Annotated in this window: 12 protein-coding genes; all 12 read left to right on the top strand. The window is 71.3% G+C overall.

Annotated features, from left to right (window positions below; all coding sequences use genetic code 11):
- The first annotated feature begins 80 nt into the window (after positions 1-80).
- The 12 genes from HCK04_RS22380 to HCK04_RS22325 all read left to right on the top strand — a co-directional run bounded on the left by HCK04_RS22380 (position 81) and on the right by HCK04_RS22325 (position 19,013).
- Complete coding sequence (locus HCK04_RS22380; RefSeq protein ID WP_142649326.1) at positions 81-6,086, top strand: non-ribosomal peptide synthetase; 6,006 nt, start codon at positions 81-83, stop codon at positions 6,084-6,086.
- Positions 6,083-6,328, top strand: a complete 246-nt coding sequence (locus HCK04_RS22375) for an acyl carrier protein (protein ID WP_142649325.1) — start codon at positions 6,083-6,085, stop codon at positions 6,326-6,328. Before HCK04_RS22380 ends, HCK04_RS22375 begins: the two co-directional genes overlap by 4 nt.
- Positions 6,325-7,671 carry a condensation domain-containing protein gene (locus HCK04_RS22370; protein ID WP_142649324.1) on the top strand — a complete coding sequence of 449 codons (1,347 nt, stop codon included), beginning with the start codon at positions 6,325-6,327 and terminating at the stop codon, positions 7,669-7,671. Before HCK04_RS22375 ends, HCK04_RS22370 begins: the two co-directional genes overlap by 4 nt.
- The gene (locus tag HCK04_RS22365; RefSeq protein ID WP_240971678.1) at positions 7,668-9,509 is read left to right on the top strand and encodes a N,N-dimethylformamidase beta subunit family domain-containing protein; all 1,842 of its coding nucleotides are present in this window, start codon (positions 7,668-7,670) and stop codon (positions 9,507-9,509) included. The genes HCK04_RS22370 and HCK04_RS22365 overlap by 4 nt, the downstream gene beginning before the upstream one ends.
- A 234-nt stretch (positions 9,510-9,743) precedes the next feature.
- Positions 9,744-10,445: a hypothetical protein gene (locus tag HCK04_RS22360; protein ID WP_142649323.1), complete on the top strand. Its 702-nt coding sequence runs from the start codon at positions 9,744-9,746 to the stop codon at positions 10,443-10,445.
- 587 nt (positions 10,446-11,032) lie between these two features.
- Positions 11,033-11,539 carry a flavin reductase family protein gene (locus tag HCK04_RS22355; RefSeq protein ID WP_260617370.1) on the top strand — a complete coding sequence of 169 codons (507 nt, stop codon included), beginning with the start codon at positions 11,033-11,035 and terminating at the stop codon, positions 11,537-11,539.
- 528 nt (positions 11,540-12,067) lie between these two features.
- The gene (locus tag HCK04_RS22350) at positions 12,068-13,171 is read left to right on the top strand and encodes an ABC transporter substrate-binding protein (RefSeq protein WP_142649321.1); all 1,104 of its coding nucleotides are present in this window, start codon (positions 12,068-12,070) and stop codon (positions 13,169-13,171) included.
- 90 nt (positions 13,172-13,261) lie between these two features.
- Positions 13,262-14,092, top strand: a complete 831-nt coding sequence (locus HCK04_RS22345) for an ABC transporter ATP-binding protein (RefSeq protein WP_142649320.1) — start codon at positions 13,262-13,264, stop codon at positions 14,090-14,092.
- A gap of 10 nt (positions 14,093-14,102) precedes the next feature.
- Positions 14,103-15,035 carry an ABC transporter permease gene (locus tag HCK04_RS22340; RefSeq protein ID WP_142649319.1) on the top strand — a complete coding sequence of 311 codons (933 nt, stop codon included), beginning with the start codon at positions 14,103-14,105 and terminating at the stop codon, positions 15,033-15,035.
- Entirely contained in the window at positions 15,032-16,102 is a 1,071-nt protein-coding gene (locus HCK04_RS22335) for an LLM class flavin-dependent oxidoreductase (RefSeq protein ID WP_142649318.1), read from the top strand. Before HCK04_RS22340 ends, HCK04_RS22335 begins: the two co-directional genes overlap by 4 nt.
- The gene (locus tag HCK04_RS22330; RefSeq protein WP_168066171.1) at positions 16,099-17,619 is read left to right on the top strand and encodes an MFS transporter; all 1,521 of its coding nucleotides are present in this window, start codon (positions 16,099-16,101) and stop codon (positions 17,617-17,619) included. The genes HCK04_RS22335 and HCK04_RS22330 overlap by 4 nt, the downstream gene beginning before the upstream one ends.
- A complete protein-coding gene (locus tag HCK04_RS22325; RefSeq protein ID WP_142649316.1) occupies positions 17,616-19,013 on the top strand; it encodes an NtaA/DmoA family FMN-dependent monooxygenase in 1,398 nt (465 codons plus the stop codon). Before HCK04_RS22330 ends, HCK04_RS22325 begins: the two co-directional genes overlap by 4 nt.
- The last annotated feature ends 1 nt before the right edge of the window (position 19,014 follow it).

Here is a 19,014-nt window from a genome sequence, read left to right as displayed (position 1 = left end):
CGAAGATCCGTGGAACACTGCGGCCAACCCGCAAACTGTTAAGAAGCTTTCCAGAAGGCCACCTGCCCGGGGGTAGGCACGTGAAGACAGGTCCGCTGTCCCGTGGTCAGGAACGACTCTGGTTTCTGAACCAGCTCGATCCCGACGATCCCTCGTACAACACCGCCTACGCCTACCGGCTGCGCGGGGAGCTCGACATCCCGGCACTCGAAGCCGCCTTCACCGCGGTCGCCGCCAGGCACGACGCGCTGCGCACGCGCTTCGTGCAGGCCGGCGGGCGGCCGACGGCCGTCGTGGAGCCGCCCGGCCCGGTGACGATCGAGCAGGTCGCGGCGGGATCGGAGGACGAGGCCGCGCGGATCGTCCGCGCCCGCACCAACGCCGCGTTCGACCTCGCCGCGCGGCCGCCGTTCCGGGTCACGCTGGTGCGCCTCGGCCCGGCCGACCATGTGCTCTGCGTCGTGTTGCACCACATCAACGGCGACGGCTGGTCGCTCAACGTGCTGCGGAACGAGGTGGCCGACCACTACGCGGGACGGCCGCTTCCCGAGGCCCTCCCGCCCCAGTACGGCGACCACGTGCCGGGCCTCGACGACTCTGCCGATCTGGACTGGTGGGTGTCGCGGCTGGCCGGGGCGCCCGTCCTGGAGCTGCCCGCCGACCGGCCGCGCCCGGCGACGCGGAGCACGGCGGGTGGGGAGGTCCGTTTCCGCATCCCGCCCGAGCTGGCGGCACGAGTGGCGGAGGCGGCCAGGCAGGCGCGCTGCACGCCCTACATGCTGCTGCTCGCGGCCTACCAGGTGCTGCTCTCCCGGCACAGCGGCCAGACGGACTTCTGTGTGGGCACCCCCTCGGCAGGCCGCGACAGCACCGAGCTGGAGCAGATGATCGGCTATCTGTCGACCACCATGGTGCTCCGCTGCGACCTGTCCGGGGCGCCGAGCTTCGGCGACCTGCTCCGCCGCACCCGCCGGGCCGTCCTCGACGGGCTCGCCCATCGGGACGTGTCGTTCGAGCGGCTGATCGGCGTGCTCGGCGTGGAGCGCGACCCGAGCAGGACACCGCTGTTCCAGACCATGTTCGCGCTGCACACCCACGGCGACGTGGCCGATCCGGTGCCGGGCGTGGCCGCCGAGCCGTTCCCGCTCGGCTGGCACCCCGCGAGGGTCGACCTGTCGCTCGACCTGTTCGCGGAGGACGACGGCGGCGTGCTCGGCGTCGCCATCTACAGCGAGGAGCTCTTCGACCACGAGACGGTCGAGCTGATGACCGAGCGCTATCTCGTGCTGCTCGCCGCCGCGGTCGCGGACCCCACACTGCCCGTGGGACGGCTCGGCCTGCTCACCGGACGGGAGCGGGCCAGGCTCGCCGCGTGGAACGACACCGCCGCCGAGCTGCCCGCGCTCACGCTGGTCGACCTGGTGCTCGACCGGGTGGCCGCCGCACCCGACGCGGTCGCGGTGGTCGCCGAAGACCGGGAGCTCACCTATCGCGAGCTGGCCGTACGGGCGGCGGGGCTGGCGGCGCGACTGCGCGGCCGGGGCGTCGGGCGCGGCAGCGTGGTCGCGGTGCGCATGTCGCGCGGCCCGGACATGATCGTGGCGCTGCTCGGCGTCGCCATGTCGGGTGCGGCCTACCTGCCGGTCGATCCCGACTATCCGGCGTCCCGCGTGGCGTACATGATCGAGGACTCGGGCGCGGCTCTCGTCCTCACCGACGCCGACCTCTTCTCAGACGAAGCGCCTGCTGACGTTCCCGGCAGACCCTCGCCGGACGACACCGCCTACGTGCTCTACACCTCCGGCTCGACGGGACGGCCGAAGGGCGTGGTGGTGCCCCACCGCGCGCTCACCAACTTCCTGCTCGCCATGCGCGACCTGGTCGGATCGACGCCCTCGGACGTCTGGCTCGCGCTCACCTCGCTGTCGTTCGACATCTCCGCGCTGGAGCTCTACCTACCGCTGGTCACCGGCGGCCGGGTGGTCGTCGCCGGTGCGGAGACCGCACGCGACGGCGCGGCGCTCGCCCGGCTGATCGCGGACGCGGGCGTGACCCACGTGCAGGCCACGCCATCGGGCTGGCGGGTGCTGCTCGCGGGCGGCCTCCCGCCGGTGGTCGCCCTCGCCGGGGGCGAGCCGCTCCCGCTCGCGCTCGCCGCCGAGCTGCGGGCACGCGTGAGCAGGCTCGTCAACATGTACGGCCCGACCGAGACCACCATCTGGTCGACCGCCTGGGAGGTGCCCGAGCGGCCCGGACGGGTGACCATCGGCCGGCCGATCGCGAACACCACCGTCCATGTGGTCGACGCCGAAGGTGCTCAGGTGCCCATCGGCGTGCCCGGTGAGCTGCTGATCGGCGGCGCAGGCGTCGCGACCGGCTATCTCGGCCGTCCGGAGCTCACGGCGGAGCGGTTCGTACGGCACGGCTCGGAGCGCGTCTACCGCACCGGCGATGTCGTCAAGTGGCTGGCGGACGGCACGCTGGAGTTCCTCGGCCGCACGGACAACCAGGTCAAGCTGCGCGGGCACCGCGTCGAGCTGGGCGAGATCGAGGCCGTGCTCGAAGCGCATCCGGCCGTCCGCCAGGCGGTGGCCGCCGTACGCGACGACCTGCTCGTGGCCTTCATCGTCCCCGGCGGTGCTGGGCCACTTGATGACCTTCGGCGGCACGTCGCGGGGCAGCTCCCCGGCTACATGGTCCCGGCGACGTTCGTGACGCTCGACGCGCTGCCGCTCACCCCGAACGGCAAGGTCGACAGGAAGGCCCTGCCACACCCACAGGCCGCCAAGCCGGCCGGGATGCCGCCGCGCACGGACGCCGAGCGGCTCGTGGCCGGGGTCTTCGCCGAGGTGCTCGGCGTCGAGAACGTCGGCGCGGACGACGACTTCTTCGCGCTCGGCGGTCACTCGCTGCTGGCCACCATGGTCACCGCCAGGCTGCCGGTGCGCATCCCGGTGCGCGAGCTGTTCACCCGCCCGACCGTCGCGGCGCTGGCCGAGCTGCTCGACGAGGCCCTCTCACGCGACCAGGATTGCGGCGACGGCCCGCGCCCCCGCCCGGCCGGAGAGCCCGCGCCGCTCTCCCCCGGCCAGGAACGGCTCTGGTTCCTGCACCGGCTCGACCCGGACGACGCGTCGTACGCCATGTGGATCGTGCGGCGGCTGCGCGGCCCGCTCGACGTGGCGGCACTCGAACGGGCCCTGGCCGCGCTGGTCGCCAGGCACGAGAGCCTGCGTACGCGGTTTCCCGAGGTCGACGGCGCCCCGGTCGCGGTGGTCGAGCCGCCGGGGCCGGTGCCCGTCGAGGCGATCTCGGCCACCGACGTCGCGCACGCGGAGGCGCTGGTCGCCGAGCGCACGAACGCGCCGTTCGACCTCGCCTCCCGGCCGCCGCTGCGCGCGACGCTGATCCGCCTCTCGCCCGACGACCACGTCTTGTGCGTGGTGCTCCACCACATGCTGGGCGACGGCTGGTCGCTGAACGTCATGCTGGACGAACTGGCCCGGCTCTACTCGGGCGAACGGTTCGATCCGCTGCCCCTTCAGTTCGGCGACGTCGCCCGATGGCAGCGCGAGCGCGACCAGGAGGAACTCGCCGCCTACTGGGGCGAGCGGCTGGCCGGCGCGGCCCCGCTCGACCTGCCGGCCGACCGGCCGCGCAGCTCACCGCCGATGAGGAAGGGCGGCTTCCACACGTTCCGGCTGCCGGCCGAGGACGTGGCGCGGCTGGCCGAGCAGGGCAGGGAACACGGCGCGACGCTGTTCATGACCCTGCTGACCGCCTACCGGGCGGTGCTCGCCGCGCAGAGCGGGCAGCGCGACGTCACGATCGCCACCGTCGCCTCCGGCAGAGACCGGGTCGAGTTCGAGCGCGTGGTCGGCTACTTCGCCGACGTCCTGCTGATCCGCACCTCGCCAGATCACACGGACCGGCCTTCGAGTTTCGGGGAGTCGCTGGAGCGCACCCGCGACGCGGCCCTGTCGGCGTTCGAGCATCAGGGCGTCCCGTTCGAACGGCTGCGCGTGCCCGCCTTCCAGACGATGGCGATCCTGCACAACCAGGACACCGGCGCCGCACCGGCCGCCTTCTCCGGGCTGGTGACCGAGCCGTTCGCGCACGGCTTCGAACAGGTCAAGTTCGACCTGATGCTGGAGGCGTGGCAGGACGAGCGCGAGCTGCTCGTCGTGCTCTCCTACGACGCCGCGCTGTTCGACCCCGGCACCATCGAGACGATGGCGGCCCGGCTTGAGCGGGTGCTGCGGCAGGACTTCGCCGCGCCCCCGGAGCTGGTCACCCCGGCCGAGGAGTCCCGCCTGCTGGAGATCGGCCGCGGGCCCGAGGTCATCCCTGAGCCGTACGTCCCCGAGCTGGTGGCCGCGGCCGTACGCGCCCACCGGGACTCGTGCGCGGTGGGCGACCTGACCTACGGCGAGCTGGACGCGCGCGCCGCAGAGCTGGCCGCGCTGCTGCAGGCGCGCGGCGTCGGCCCGGGTGACGTCGTGGGCGTCCTCCTCGGCCGTACGCCCGACTCCGTCGCCGCGCTGCTCGCGGTCTGGCGGGCCGGGGCGGCCTACCTTCCGCTCGACCCCGCCCTTCCTGGCGAGCGGCTGGCGTTCATGCTCGGCGACAGCGCCGCCGCGCTCGTCCTGACCTCCGCCGACCTGGCCGCCGACGTGGCTGGGGGGCTGCCGCCGGGCGTCCCGGTGGCGTACGCGTCGGACGCGGTCGCCGGGAGCACGCCGCTGCCCGTGCCGGTCACGGGCGACGCCGCGGCGTACGTGATCTACACGTCCGGCTCGACCGGGACGCCGAAGGGCGTGGTCGTGGAGCACCGCAACCTCGCGGCCAGGGTCGCCTGGATGGCCGGGGAGTATGGCCTGGGGCCGGATGACACGGTCGTGCAGTTCGCCTCGCTCGCCTTCGACACGCACGCCGAGGAGATCTATCCGGCGCTGGCCTCGGGCGCCCGCCTGGCGCTCCTGCCGGACGGCGCGGTGACGCTCCCCGACCATCTCGACGGCGTCACCGTGCTGGACCTGCCGACCGCCTACTGGCACCACCTGGTCGACCAGATCGAGTCGATCGCCTGGCCGCCGGGGCTGCGGCTGGTCATCCTGGGCGGGGAGCAGGTGCACGAGGCCGCGGTGACCCGCTGGCGTGAGCGGTTCGGCGACCGGGTGCGGCTGGTCAACACCTACGGCCCGACAGAGGCGACGATCATCGCCACGCTCGCCGAGCTGGACGGCTCCCCCGGGCGTCCGCCGATCGGCAGGCCCATCGGGGACACTCATGTGTACGTGATCGACCCCGACGGGCGGCTCGCTCCCCCCGGCGCCGCCGGTGAGCTGTGCATCGGCGGGGCGGGCGTGGCCCGGGGCTACCTGGGCCGTCCCGAGCCGACCACCGAGCGGTTCACCGACCTGCACGGCGAGCGCGTCTACCGCACCGGAGATCGGGTGCGGTGGCGGCCCGACGGGCAGCTCGAGTTCCTGGGCCGGTTGGACGACCAGGTGAAGGTGCGCGGGTTCCGCATCGAGCCGGCCGAGATCGAGGCGCGCCTGCTGGCCCATCCCGAGGTGGGCGAGGCCGCGGTCGTCGCGATCGGCGACACGCTGGTCGGCTACGTCACCGGATCCGCCGGCTTCACCGAGCTGGCGGAGTTCACCGGCGCGGCGCTGCCGCCGCACATGGTGCCGACCTCCTGGGTGCGGCTCGACCGGCTGCCGCTGACGCCGGGCGGCAAGGTGGACCGGGCCGCGCTGCCCGCCCCGCAGGCCCACCGGGAGGCGTACGTCGCGCCCTGCACCGACGCCGAGGAACTGGTGGCCGAGGTCTTCGGCGACGTGCTCGGGGTCGAGAAGGCCGGGGTGCACGACGACTTCTTCGCGCTCGGCGGCCACTCGCTGCTCGCCGTACGGATCGTCTCGCGGCTGCGCGGCACGACCGGCCTTGAGCTGCCGATCCGCACGCTGTTCACCCATCCCACGGTCGGTGGGCTGGCCCGGGCGATCGAGGACCTCCTGATCGCCGAGCTCGACGAGATGTCGGACGAGGAGGCGGAACGCCTCGCCAAGGAGCTGGAATGATCAAGGAAAGGCTCGCGGAACTCGTCGCGGAGTCGTCCGACGGCGCCGTCACCGCCGATGAGGTGCTGGCCGCGACCGTGCCGCTGTCGGCCCTGGGCGTCACGTCGATCTCGATGCTGCGGCTGATCGACGCGATCGAGTCGGAGTTCGGCGTGGAGTTCGACCTGAGCGACGACGGCATGGGCCTGCTGGACGATTTCGACCGGCTGTCCGCGCACCTGGCGTCCACGGCATCCCGATGAACGTCACCGGCCCGACGCCGTACGTCGAGTTCGCCGGACCGGGACCTTTGACCGGACCGCCGACGGCGCCGTTGACCTGGGGCCAGCGGGCCATCTGGGAGGCGATCGTGCGGACGGCCCCCGACGACCGCTACTTCAACTTCGGCCGCGTGCTGAAGGTGCCGGGCTCCCGCACCGTGGCCGAGGTGTGCGCGGCGCTGGCCGCCCTGATGGCGCGGCACGGTGCTCTGCGTACCCGGATGAGCGGCGCACTTCGCACGACGATGAGCGACGCGTTCCGGGCAACACCCGCGGAGCCCTACCAGCGGCTGGCGGAGAAGGGCCGGCTGCCGGTCGTGGTCACCACCGAAGATCCCGACCGGGTGCTGGACGAGCTGGCGGCGCGGCCGTTCGACTATTTCGGCGAATGGCCGGTGCGGGTGGCGCTGGTGCTCGACGGCGATCGGGTCGCCCACGTGGTGCTGGTCTTCTGCCATCTGGCCGCCGACGGGCTCGGCGCGGAGGTCGCACTGCGCGACCTGCGCATGTTCCTGCTCCGAGGCCCCGGCGTACGACGGCCCGCGGCTTCGCAGCCGCTCGACCTCGCGCACTGGCAGGCCGGTCCCGAGGGACGGCGGGCGGCGGAGACGGCGGCGGCGCACTGGGAGCGCGAATATCGGCGTATTCCACCGACGATGTTTTCCTCCCCGAGCGGATCTCCGGCCGAGCCGCCCATCTGGCGTGCGCTGCTGCGCTCCCCCGCCCTTGAGCTCGCCGTCCGCTCGGTCGCCGCCGAGCACGCCGCCTCGACCTCGACCGTGCTGCTGACGGCCGTGACCGAGCTGGTCGGCAGGTTCACCGGCCACGAGACGTGCGCGGTGCTGCCGATCTCGGCCAACCGGTTCCGCCGCGACACCACGGACATCGTCGCCACGATGTCGCAGGAGGGGCTGTTCACGCTCGACCGCCGGGAGGCGTCCTTCACCGGCCTGCTGCGGGCCGCCGGGCCGGCCGCGCTGCGCGCCTACCGCAGCGCCTACCACGACCCGGCCGACCGCAACCGGATCACCGCCTCCGTGAGCGCCGAGCGTGGTGAGCCGATCCACCCCTACTGCTGCTTCAACGACATGCGCTTCGCCGACCCGGGACCCGCCCGGTGCGACCCGGCCGAGATCACGGCCGCGCTGGCCCGGACGTCGGTGACCTGGCCGATGAGCCAGGACAAGCTCAACTGCCGGTTCTGCGTCCACCTCACGACCGAGGGCGTCTCGCTCACCGCCGACACCCGCTATCTGTCCCGGCCCGATATGGAGCGTTGTCTCCTGGAACTCGAAGCCCTCGTCGTCGAAGCGGCCCTGCGATGACCAGTCCGATGACCGTACGCGCCTATGCCATGTCGACGTCCTGCGTGCAGGGGACATCGCTCGGCTTCGTCCTCGACCACCCGGCGCCCGTGGTGGTGACCGACGCCACCGACGACCGGGTGGTCTTCGAGGGAACCGCCTCCGCGCCCCACTGGGAGCTCGACATCCCCTCCGGCTGGCGCAGCTCGCTCTATCGGGCCCGCTTCGGCCCCGAGCAGCCGTGGCCGTTCGGGCTGCCGGGGACCACGCCGTGCCCGGACAACGAGGTCTACTTCGTGGTGCGGCAGGCCGTGCCCGGCTCGCCGGTGCTGCTGAGCGTCCCCTTCACCACCTGGCAGGCGTACAACAGGGCGGGGGAACCGGGGCAGAGCATCTACTGGACCGAGTCGCCCACGCGGGCCGCGCGGGTGACCTTCGACCGGCCCGGCGGCGGGCCTCCTCCCGAACGCTGGGAGGAGGGGCTGATGCGGTGGCTGCGCCGCGGCGGCTACGACGTCGCCTACTGCTCCAACCTGGACCTCCATGACGGCCTCGATCTTCTGTCCCGCCATCGGCTGCTGATCGTCAACGGGCACGACGAGTATTGGTCGCTCGGGATGCGCGACGCCGTCGAGGAGTTCGTGAGGCGCGGCGGCAACGTTGCCTTCTTTTCCGGCAACACGTGCTGGTGGCAGATCAGGCTCGAAGACGGCGGCCGCACCATGGTGTGCCACCGCGACCCGGTGACCGACCCCATCGCCGCCACCGATCCCCGGCAGACGACCGTCGAGTGGTCGGCCGCGCCGGTGAACCGGCCGGAGAACACGCTGACCGGGGTGAGCTTCCGCGCGGGCGCCGGAGCCTGGGGGCCGCACATGCCGCGCATGCTGGAAGAGTCGTACACCACGCGTTTCGCGGCGCACTGGGTGTTCGAGGGGACGGGGCTGACCGACGGCGACAAGTTCGGCGAGGGCTGCCTGGGCTACGAGACCGACGCCGCGGAGTTCGAGGAGGTCGGCGGGGTGCCCCGGGCGACCGGCAGGGACGGCACGCCCTCGTCGTTCGTCGTCCTCGCCACCGCCGACCTGCGGCACTGGAGCGCGTACGGCCAGGGCGGCATGGCGACCATGGGCGTGTTCACCAGCGGTCTCGGCACGGTCTTCACCGCGGCCACGGTGAACTGGGGCAACGGCCTGCACGATCCCGTCGTCGACCGGATCACCCGCAACGTGGTCGACCGGCTGTCGGCCGCTCCCGGCGAGGAGCGCTGGGACGTCATCGGCCCGCCGGCCGACCTGCGGGCGCTCGCGGTGCTCGGCCGCACGCTGCACGCGGTGAGCGCGGACGGCACGCTGCTGGCCCGGGAGTTGTGCGGCCAGAACCTGCCCTGGCGGCCCGTCGGCCCCGCCGACGACGTACGCGCCCTCGCCGTCCCGCGCGAGGCCGCGGGCGGCGTCGCCGTCGGCCTGTACGGCGTCACGCACGACGGGCGGCTGCTGCGCCACGACGAGCCGGGATGGCAGGAGGCCGGCCCCGCGCCCGGGTCCGCCGTGGGCCTGGCCGTGGCCGACTGCACCTTCTGGGTCGCCACGTCCTGCGGCGGGTTGTGGCGGCGGCCGTTCGGCGGCGACGGCTGGGAGCACGTGGGCTCGTCGGGAGGCGCCGTCGCCCTCGGCGGGATGAACGGCAGGCTCTTCGCCCTCGACTCCGAGGGCCGTCTGCTGACCCGGCTTCCCCCGCCTTCCGCGAGCGACTGGGAGTGCCACGCGGAGGCGGTGCCGGGCACCATGTTCACCACCCACGCCGGGCTCGTCGTCGCCGCCGGACCCGGCACTCCCCTGCGCTGGCGACACGTCTGATCGGAAGATTGCGCCCCCAACGGTCCGCTGAGCGGACCGGGACGTCGCTTCGCCGGCCGCCCCGGATCAGGATGTGACGGCGGTTACTGGCCGGGGTGACATGGGCCGGGGCGAGATGGGCCGGGGCGAGATGGGCCGGGGCGAGATGGGCCGGGGCGAGATGGGCCGGGGCGAGATGGGGGGACAAGCCGGATGCGCCGATCTCTTGCTTCAGCGTTCGCCGCCCGTCGTTCGATGGCGTACAGGTTGCTCGCCGTCCTCCTGTCGGTCTCCCTTTCCACCACGTCGTGTCTGGACGTGGAGTCCGGGGGCGGCTCGAGTGCCTCGGAGACCGAGAAGGGGCAGGTGCAGGAGCCGAAGAAGGCGAAGCAGCCGAAGGAGCCGGAGAAACCCAAGGGCCCGGTCTGCCCTGCCCCGGGACCCATCACGAGGTCCCAGCTCCCGAGCTTTTCACCGGCGGAGGGGGTCAGTGTGGTCATGCAGAACCCCTGCATCAGCATCGCGGGCCTGGCCGAGGACGTCCTCGGTTTCATCCCCGAAGGGCGCTCCGAGGAGTTCAGGGAGTTCCGCGGCGGGCTCGAGCGCTTCGTCGGCAGGGTGAACGCCGTCAACGACGCGGCGGAGTGCGCCTATGAGACCGACCACCTGGCGCTCGGGGTGTATCACCACGACAGGGCCGCGTGGTCGATCGGCATGGTCGCGGTCGTCCGCGGAGACCTGGACGCGCTGGTCGACACCGGGGTCTGCTGGCTGCTGAGAAGGCTGCCGTTCGACGTCCCCAGGGGAGACGTCCTCAGAGATGACGGTTTCCGTCCCGGCTTCTGTGCCGACGCCGTCACCAGGACGAGCCAGGGCTATCGCTTCACGATCCTGTGGATCGGCTCATCGAACGTCATGTGCAGGAACCTCGCCAACCGCTACACCGCCACCGGGTAAGGCCGCGGACCCGCAACGAACACCCCAGGTTGAGTTCGAGGTTCCACCGGGCCCGGGTAGAGCCCGACCAGGACGCCGCTGCTCGGCCACCACGTGCGTCTAGTGGTTGGGCCGCACGACTCCGATCCATGCCCTCGATGCTCGACGTGAGGCGGGGGAACGCCGCTGGCGACCCCGTCCGACAGATTTCCCGATAAAGCAAGTAGGAAATGTTGACTTCTAAGGCTCGTAGATCTACATTGAGTGTTATGAGCCAGGATTTACCTTTGATCCGGCGCCCTCACGTTGACTTCGGGCACGTCGCCAGCGCGCAGTGTCGCTGATCCCGCCCGTCCGACTCGGCGAGATCGCTGCTGGTACCCGAGTCCTTCCACCTCTCCCGTAGCGACAGATCCAAGGCCGTGGTCGCCTTCACGACCACCAATGTGAACACCCGTGTGCCGCCTACCGCCACGCGGTTCCCCCAGGGGCCCGCGCGACGTGACATGGCGGCGTCCGCGGCATGGCCGCGAGAGGGGAAATCCGATGTGCATCGTGACATCAGAGGGCAGACAACGCACGGCTCCCCGCAGGGAAGGAGCGGGAAGGTGACCGAGACCCTGTCAGGGCGGGCCGTGGACGGCGAGCGGTTCCGCAGAGCGCTGGCGGCGCACGCCGCCGGTGTCGTAGTGATCACCGCTCAGGACGACGAAACCCCCATCGGCCTGACCGCGACGTCGTTCTCCTCGGTGAGCCTGGAGCCGCCGCTGGTCTCCTTCTATGTGAACCAATCCTCGAGCACCTGGCCCCGGTTGCGCTCAGCCGGCCACTTCGCCGTCAACATGCTCACCAGCGACCAGGATGAGCTCGCGGTCAGATTCGCACGCAAGGGCATCGACCGTTTCGCCGAGCCGACTCGCTGGCATCGCGGTCCCTTCGGGGCTCCGCTGCTGAGCGACGCGTCGGTGCACCTGGTCTGCCTGCCGCACACGACGGGCGAAGTGGGCGACCACGTGCTCGTCGTGGGCCTGGTCTGCGAGGCCACGGTGCACGGCACCAGCCGCCCGCTGCTATACCATCAGGGCCGTTTCGGCCGATTCATCCCCCACCCCTGACTGCCTGTCTACCCCCTTCCACCCGATCTCCGCCCTGTCGAAGGCATGACCGGCGCCGGCTTCCTCGTCCCTCCCCAGAACCATCCGGCGTCCGGTGTCCGCGCCGCCCCCTGTCGCCGCTCACCCCACCGGCGACGACCCCGGCCTGCCCTTCACACGGCGGCCCCATCACATGGCGGCCCCGTCACACGGCGGCGTCGTGAACATGGCGGCGTCGTGAACATGGCGACGCCGACCGATCCTGTGCGCCCGGATCCGTACGCGATCTCCTCGGACTCTGAACGAAACCCCGGGCGCATCCCCACGGGCGGCCTGGTCCGCCCGGACGTCCTGATCCCCGGTTGACGCGCGTCGGCGGCCTTCGCCTCCGGCCTGCCACTTCCCTCGTCGGCGTGCCCCCGCCGCCGCACTGCCGTGCGTGCGGGGGTCCCCGCGCATGCCCGAAGGCCATCCCGCCGGCTCTCGAGAACCGACGTCCTCCGCCCCACCACATCTCTCCCCGCAACCACCCCCCTGAAAGGAAATCCCGTGTCGACGAATCGCCGGCGCCACAGATGGCTCGCCTCCGGCATCGCCGCGCTCGCCGCCTCCACCGTGCTCTCCAGCTGCGGCGGCAGCGGCTCCTCCGCACCGGCCGCCGCCGGCAACGCCTCCGCCGTGCACGCGCTGGACCCCGCGCATCCGGTCGAACTCAAAGTGATCAACACATCGGGTGCCTTCAACATCGCACTCGCCAGGGACTACGGCTTCTTCGCCAAGTACGGCCTGTCCGTCGAGGAGAGCCAGCTCGCCAACGGCACCCAGGTGCTCGCGGCGCTGCAGGGGGGCAGCGGCGAGATCGGCTACGCGGATCTCTACGCCGGCATAAACGCCAAGGCGCAGGGCTTCAACCTCAAGCTGGTCGCCAACAACAACACCAACGCCAAGCAGTTCCCGATCCTCGTCCAGGCGGACGGGCCCATCAAGACGCCCGCCGATCTCGCCGGGAAGACCATCGCCCTGCCGCCGGTTCCGCAGCACACGGTCAACCTGCGGGGTTTCCTCAAGGCCAACGGGGTCGACCCGAACCAGGTCAAGTATTCGATCGTCCAGGCTCAGGCGGCCGCGCCGCAGGCGCTGGCGAGCAACTCCGTCGACGCCTTCTTCGGCCAGTGGAACCAGGCCTACACCAACGAGGGGCAGCCGGGCGCGTACAACTTCCGGGTCCTGGGCAACCCCGACTCGTCGCAGTGGTCGAACCTGAAGGCGACAACGGCCGCGTTCTGGGCCACAGGCGAGTGGCTGGAAAACCCCGAGCACCAGGCTGTGGCCCACGCCTTCGACAAAGCACTGCACGCGTCCTATGTCTGGTTCAAGACGCTGACGCCGGAGAAACTGCAGCCGATCCTGCTCAAGTACCAGCAGATCGACCTGTCGAAGCTCACCGGCGGCGACCCGCAGAAGGTCGACAACCTGCTGACGAACACGCAGCCTGGGCCGTTCGACTTCGACGCCACGCAGTCCTGGTATGAGCTCGGCCTGCAGTACGCGCCGGACAAGATCCAGAAGGGCGTCGACCTGCACGACCTGGTCTTCCCTTCGGCGCTGCAACCGGAACCGGAGCTGATCCAGCCGCCCGTGAACGCGGGATGACCGCGGTGGTGGCGGGCCCGGAAACGCACCCGCCGCCACCGGACACCACAAGCGATGCCCAGCGGCAACCCATTCTCGTGAGGCCTTCACATGACACACGCACTCGAGGCCGAAACCGCCCTGACCGATGGCGTCCGTCATGGCGTCATCACCATCGACGGCGCCGGCAAGGACTACCTCGCGCTCGACGGGAACGTCGTACGCGGGCTCTCTCCGGTGAGCCTGACGATCGAGCGGGGCGCCTTCGTCTCCGTCGTCGGGCGTTCCGGCTGCGGCAAGTCCACCCTCCTCCGCCTCGTCGCGGGGCTGGAGAAGCCGACCTCCGGCACCATCCGCGTCGGCGCCGAACGGGTGGACGGGCCGCCCGACAGCGCCCGCTACGTCTTCCAGAACTACAACGAGTCGCTGCTGCCGTGGCGCACGGTCGGCGACAACGTCCGCTTCGGGCTGCGGCACGGGCACGGCGCCTCCCGTGTGTCCAAGGCACAGGAGGACGAGCTGATCCGGGAGCACCTCGAAGAGGTGGGGCTCGGGGGGACCTTCAACCGCTACCCCAGTGAACTGTCCGGCGGCATGCAGCAGCGGGTCGCGATCGCGCGGGCCCTCGCCGCGCGTCCCGAACTGCTGCTGCTCGACGAGCCGTTCAGCGCGGTCGACGCGCTCAGCCGCGGCACACTTCAGGACCTCGTGCTCCGGATCTGGAAGGAGCACGGCCTCACCGTCCTGTTCGTCACGCATGACATCGAAGAGGCCCTCTACCTGTCGCAGCGGGTGATCGTGCTTCGCGAGAAGGGCGGTGGGATCGAACGCGACGTCACCGTCGACATCCCGTACCCGCGCACGCAGGTCGACTTCCGCGAGGACCCCCGCTATCTCCGCCTCCGTCGCGAGGTGCTCAGCCTCGTCGTCGGTGCCGAGTGAAGGACCAGCCATGACCGACATCGCCGGAACACCACTCAAGCCCAGCCCGCGGGCCGACGCCATGGCCGTCACCGAGACCACTCCGGGGGCCACCCCCGCGACCGTCACCGGGCCGGACGGCGCGGCCCCCGTGGAGAACGGGCTCAGGCCCGTCGGCCCCGTACGCCGGACGGTGCGCCGCTACCTCCGCAGCCGAGCGTCCGGCTGGACGCTCGTCGCCTTGATCGTCGTTTTCTGGCAGGCCTACTCGGGCGTCCACTACGACCCGACCATCTCCTCGCCGGACCGCATCGTCGAGACGTGGTGGCGAGAGGCGACCGAGGGCGATCTGCTGCGGCAACTGTCGATCACCCTGCGCACGATGGCCGAGGCGCTGGCGCTCGCGGTGCCGCTCGGCGTCGGAATCGGTTTCCTGATGGGCCGATCACGGGTGATCTGGGGGCTGTCCGAGCCGCTCGTCGAGATCCTGCGGCTCACTCCGGCCACCGCGATCCTGCCGATCTACATCCTGTTCCTCGGGCTCGGCGACCAGATGAAGATCGCCGTGTTCCTCACCGGAGGCATCTTCCCGATGATCATCAACTCTTACGCCGGCGCCCGCGGCGTGTCGAAGATCCTCGCCGAGACCGCGCAGACGTACCGCTTGTCGTGGCTGCAGACCCAGAAAGAGATCGCCCTGCCGTTCGCGACGCCGTACATCCTCGTCGGCATGCGGCAGTCGCTGGGCATGTCGCTGGTGCTCGCGGTCGTCATCGGCATGCTCTCTGGAAACGACGGCATCGGCTACTACCTGATGTTCGCCCAGCAGAACTTCAACCTGCGGCAACTGCTGGCCGGCGTGCTCACGGTCGCCGTCATCGGCTACCTGTTCAACGCGATCTTCCTGCTGCTCGAGAAGCGCGTCACCCGGTGGCGGCGCGGCACCCAGGCGGGTGAGGCGTGAGTCCGCCCGCGCGCAAGCCATTCAAGCTGGGCTTCTTCACCCACGTGCGCTCCGCCTCCGGGCGAGGGGAGGCGCATGAGGAGCTCGTCCGCCTGTTCGTGGGAGCCGAGGCACTCGGGTACGACGTCGGATTCGTGGCGCAGCACCTGCTGGCCGGCGGAGAGGAGGGATCGGCTCCGTCGCCGCTGATCTCTCTTGCGCCGGTCGCCGTGGCGACCGGGCGCATCGGGCTCGGCGTCGCGGTGGTGACGTTGCCGATCACCGACCCCGTCCAGCTCGCCGAAGACGCGCTCACGCTGGACGGGATCTCCCGGGGGCGTCTGCAGCTCGGCCTCGGGACCGGCAACGCCAACATCGACAAGTACGCCGCCTTCGGCCGTGACAAGGCACGGGCGACGGCGCTGTTCGACGAGAACCTCGCCGTGTTGCAGGGCGCCCTCGCGGGCCACCCACTGCGCGGCACCGACCTGACCCTGCCGGTGGACGGCACGCCGTTGTCGCGCCGGCTCTGGCGCACCGCGGGCAGTGCCGCGTCGGCCCGCCGTGCCGCGCTCACCGGCCTCGGCCTGCTGTTCGGCACCGCGACCCTGGACGCCCGGACCCAGCAGCGGCCGATCATCGACGCGTACCTGGCCCAGTGGGCGGAGACGGGTCCCGTCGAGGCCCCGGCCGAGGTGTCGGGCAGCCTGCGGCCGCGGCTCGGCGGCATCCGGATGATCTACCCCGCCGACTCACGTGAGTCGGCGCTGGCGGCGCTGGGCCCGTTCCTGAAGGCCGGCCGGGCCCGTCTCGCGAAGGTCAACGGGATCGACTCCCGTGACCTGACCGACGACCAGGTGCTCGCGTCGATGAACGTCGCGACCGGCTCGCCGTCCCAGACGGCGCAGGCCCTCCGGGACGACGCCGCGCTGCTGCCCGAGGTGGACCATCTCATCGCCGTCACCAACATCATCGAGGACGCGGCTGCCGGGCTCGGCCGCAAACGCACGGTGGACGTCGCGCTGGAGGGCCTGGAGCGGATCGCGGCCGAGGTGGCACCGAGGCTCGGATGGAAGCCGGAGCGATGAGTCCGGGGACAGTGCCGGCCGGCACCACGCACATGGACGACAGATCGCGATGGCGCGCCCTGTACGTCGCGTCGATCCTGTCGGGGGTCCTGCTGGTCGGCATCAGCGACGCGAACGTGGCGCTACCCGCGATCGCCCGCTCGCTGCACGTCGGCCCGACGAGCCTGCAGCTCATTTCCGCGGGATACGTCGTGGCGTTCGGCCTCACGCTCGTGCCCTTCGGACGCCTCGGCGACCAGGGCCGCAGACACCAGCTGATCCGCGTCGGGCTGCTGCTGTACATCGCCTCCAGCCTCGCCTGCGGCCTCGCGGCGGACCTGCGGACGCTGATCGCGGGACGCGTCCTGCTCGGTGTCGCGGCCGGGATCCTGATGCCGCAGACGATCGGGGTGATCCAGCAGCTGTTCGGCGGGGCCGACCGGGGCCGGGCGTTCGGCGCCTACGGCGTGATGACCGCCGTCGCGACCGCGTCCGGGCCCGGCATCGGTGGCCTGCTCATGACCGTGGGCGGTGCGGACCAGGGCTGGCGGTGGATCTTCCTGATGAACGTCCCCGTCGGGGTCGCACTGTTCGCCGCCGGTGCTCGCCACCTGCCCCGGACGCAGCCGGTCATGACGACGATCACCCGCAGCTTCGACCCCATCGGCGCCGTGCTTCTCGGTGTCACCGTGCTGCTGGTGCTGTTCCCGCTCGTGCTGACCACCGGCCTGCCGGGCGACAGCGCGGCCCGGTGGTCGGCGCTCGTCCCCGCCGCCGTCTTCGCCGTGCTGTTCCTGCGATGGGAACGCCGCTACCTCGGACGTGGCCTGCTCCCGCTGCTGGACGGGGAGCTGCTGCGCACCCGCTCGTACCGGAACGCGCTGCTCGTCGCCGCGTCGTGGCTGGCCGCCGGACCCGGCGTGGGGCTCGTGATGATGCTGTACCTGCAGCTCGCGCTCGGGCTCTCGCCGTTCCTCGCCGCTCTCGTGCTGCTGCCGTCTTCGGCGGCCTCCGCCTTCGGAGCGCGCTGGGCGGCGCGGCGGGTGCTGCGATGGGGCCGCGTCATCACTCTGACCGGCCTGTTCACGTCGGCCGCGGGGAGCCTCGTCTCCGTCCTGGCCGTGAACCTCCTCGCGCAACGCCCCGCGATCGCGGTGGTCACCGTGGCGCAGATCCTCAACGGGCTCGGCAGCGGCATGGTGATCTCCCCCAACCATGTGCTGCTGCTGAGCGACGTACCGGCCGAGAAGGGCAGCCTCGCCGCCTCGATCGGCCACCTTACTCAGCGCATCGGCAACTCGCTCGGCATCGCGGCCACCTCGGCGGCTTTCTATGCCGTGGTCTACGGGCACGCGGGGGAGCTGACGAACGCCGGGCGGTCCACCTACGACAGCGCGCTCGTCGCCGGCGTGGTCGCGGCCGGGCTCTTCTTCGCGCTCGCCGTGTGGGCGACGGTGACAGACCTCGTCCGGACGCGGCTCTACCGGACACCAAGTGAACCGATCGACAGGACTACGAAAGCAGGAGCACGGACATGAGTGAGAGACGGCATGTGAAGCTGGGGCACTCCATCTGGCCCGAGGGGCGCCACGGCACGGGCTGGCGGCGCCGGCGCCACTACAAGGTCCTTGAGGGCGACCCGGACTTCTACCGGGCGACCGCGCAGACCGCCGAACGAGGGCTGTTCGACTACTTGTTCCTCGGCAACGGCGAGTCCTCCCGGCTTCCCGGCAAGCCGGGGGGCCGCAAGCAGAACTGGTCGGCCGACACCGCCGCCAACGGCGTCGTGAACCTGGTCGACGGCGAGCACTACTGGACTCCCAACGGGCTGTTCAAGCTCGACAGCTTCACCGCGAACGCCTACGTCGCCGCGCTGACCACGCGCATCGGGCTCGTATCGACGTTCAACACGACCTACCAGCACCCGTTCAACGTCGCCCGCCAGACCGCGACCCTCGACCACCTCAGCCGGGGCCGCGCCGCGATCAACATCGTCACCGGGCGCAGCGACGACGCGGCGCGCAACTACGGATTCGACGAGCAGCCCGACGGCGACGCCCGATGGGATCGCGCGGAGGAGTTCATCCAGATCCTCTGGTCGCTGTGGGACGGCTGGCAGGACGGCTGGTACGTCGGCGACCGGGAGGGCGGACGGTTCCTCGATCTCAGCAAGATCCAGCCGACTTCCTTCCGCGGCAGGCATTTCAGTGTCGAGGGGCCGCTGAACATCCCGCCGTCCCCGCAGCGCCGCCCGCCGCTGATCGTGGCGGGCACTTCCCAGCGCTCGTTCGAGTTCGGCGCCAAGTACGCGGACGTCCGCTTCATCCCCTTCGCCGACAAGCAGGCCGAGTATTACCAGACGCAGAAGGCGCTGGCCGCGAGCTACGGACGCGACCCGGACTCCTACTATCTGCTGCCCGGCATCACGTTCTACGTCGACGAGACCTCGTCGGCCGCTCACGCCACGTTCCGCGAGATCCAGGACCTCTCGGTCGTGCCGTTCGACGCGCGCGAACTCGGGCGCGTACTTGGCGTGGACCTCGGCAACGCCGGGCCGAAGGACAAGGTCAAGGACGTCGTGGACGTCACCGCGAACCCCGCTTCGGCATGGATCGTGAAGGACGCCTTCCTCGGCTTCGGCGACGAGGACATCACTCTCGCCGACCTCGACCACTTCATCGCCAACGGCCCCGCCAACCAGGTGCCGGTCGTCGGTTCCGGGCAGGAGGTGGCCGACTGGATCGAGGAGAACTTCGAGGACCGCAAGCTCGACGGCGTCGTCGTCTTCCCGCCATACCAGCCGGGCTCGCTGGACGCGTTCGTCGACCTGGTGGTGCCGGAGCTCCAGCGTCGCGGCCTGTTCCGCAAGGCCTACACCAGCACGACGTTCCGGGAGCACTTCGACCGGCCGGCCATCGCGAGGACCGCCTGAC

The organism is Microbispora sp. CL1-1, from assembly GCF_012034195.1.
GTDB lineage: Bacteria > Actinomycetota > Actinomycetes > Streptosporangiales > Streptosporangiaceae > Microbispora.
This window is presented reverse-complemented; position numbering and strand designations above follow the sequence as displayed.

Excerpts from the sequence above, each read along its gene's own strand:
- HCK04_RS22325 (WP_142649316.1), top strand. The coding sequence starts at position 17,616 with ATGAGTGAGAGACGGCATGTGAAGCTGGGGCACTCCATCTGGCCCGAG.
- HCK04_RS22345 (WP_142649320.1), top strand. The coding sequence starts at position 13,262 with ATGACACACGCACTCGAGGCCGAAACCGCCCTGACCGATGGCGTCCGT.
- HCK04_RS22360 (WP_142649323.1), top strand. The coding sequence starts at position 9,744 with ATGGCGTACAGGTTGCTCGCCGTCCTCCTGTCGGTCTCCCTTTCCACC.
- HCK04_RS22375 (WP_142649325.1), top strand. The coding sequence starts at position 6,083 with ATGATCAAGGAAAGGCTCGCGGAACTCGTCGCGGAGTCGTCCGACGGC.
- HCK04_RS22370 (WP_142649324.1), top strand. The coding sequence starts at position 6,325 with ATGAACGTCACCGGCCCGACGCCGTACGTCGAGTTCGCCGGACCGGGA.
- HCK04_RS22365 (WP_240971678.1), top strand. The coding sequence starts at position 7,668 with ATGACCAGTCCGATGACCGTACGCGCCTATGCCATGTCGACGTCCTGC.
- HCK04_RS22330 (WP_168066171.1), top strand. The coding sequence starts at position 16,099 with ATGAGTCCGGGGACAGTGCCGGCCGGCACCACGCACATGGACGACAGA.
- HCK04_RS22340 (WP_142649319.1), top strand. The coding sequence starts at position 14,103 with ATGACCGACATCGCCGGAACACCACTCAAGCCCAGCCCGCGGGCCGAC.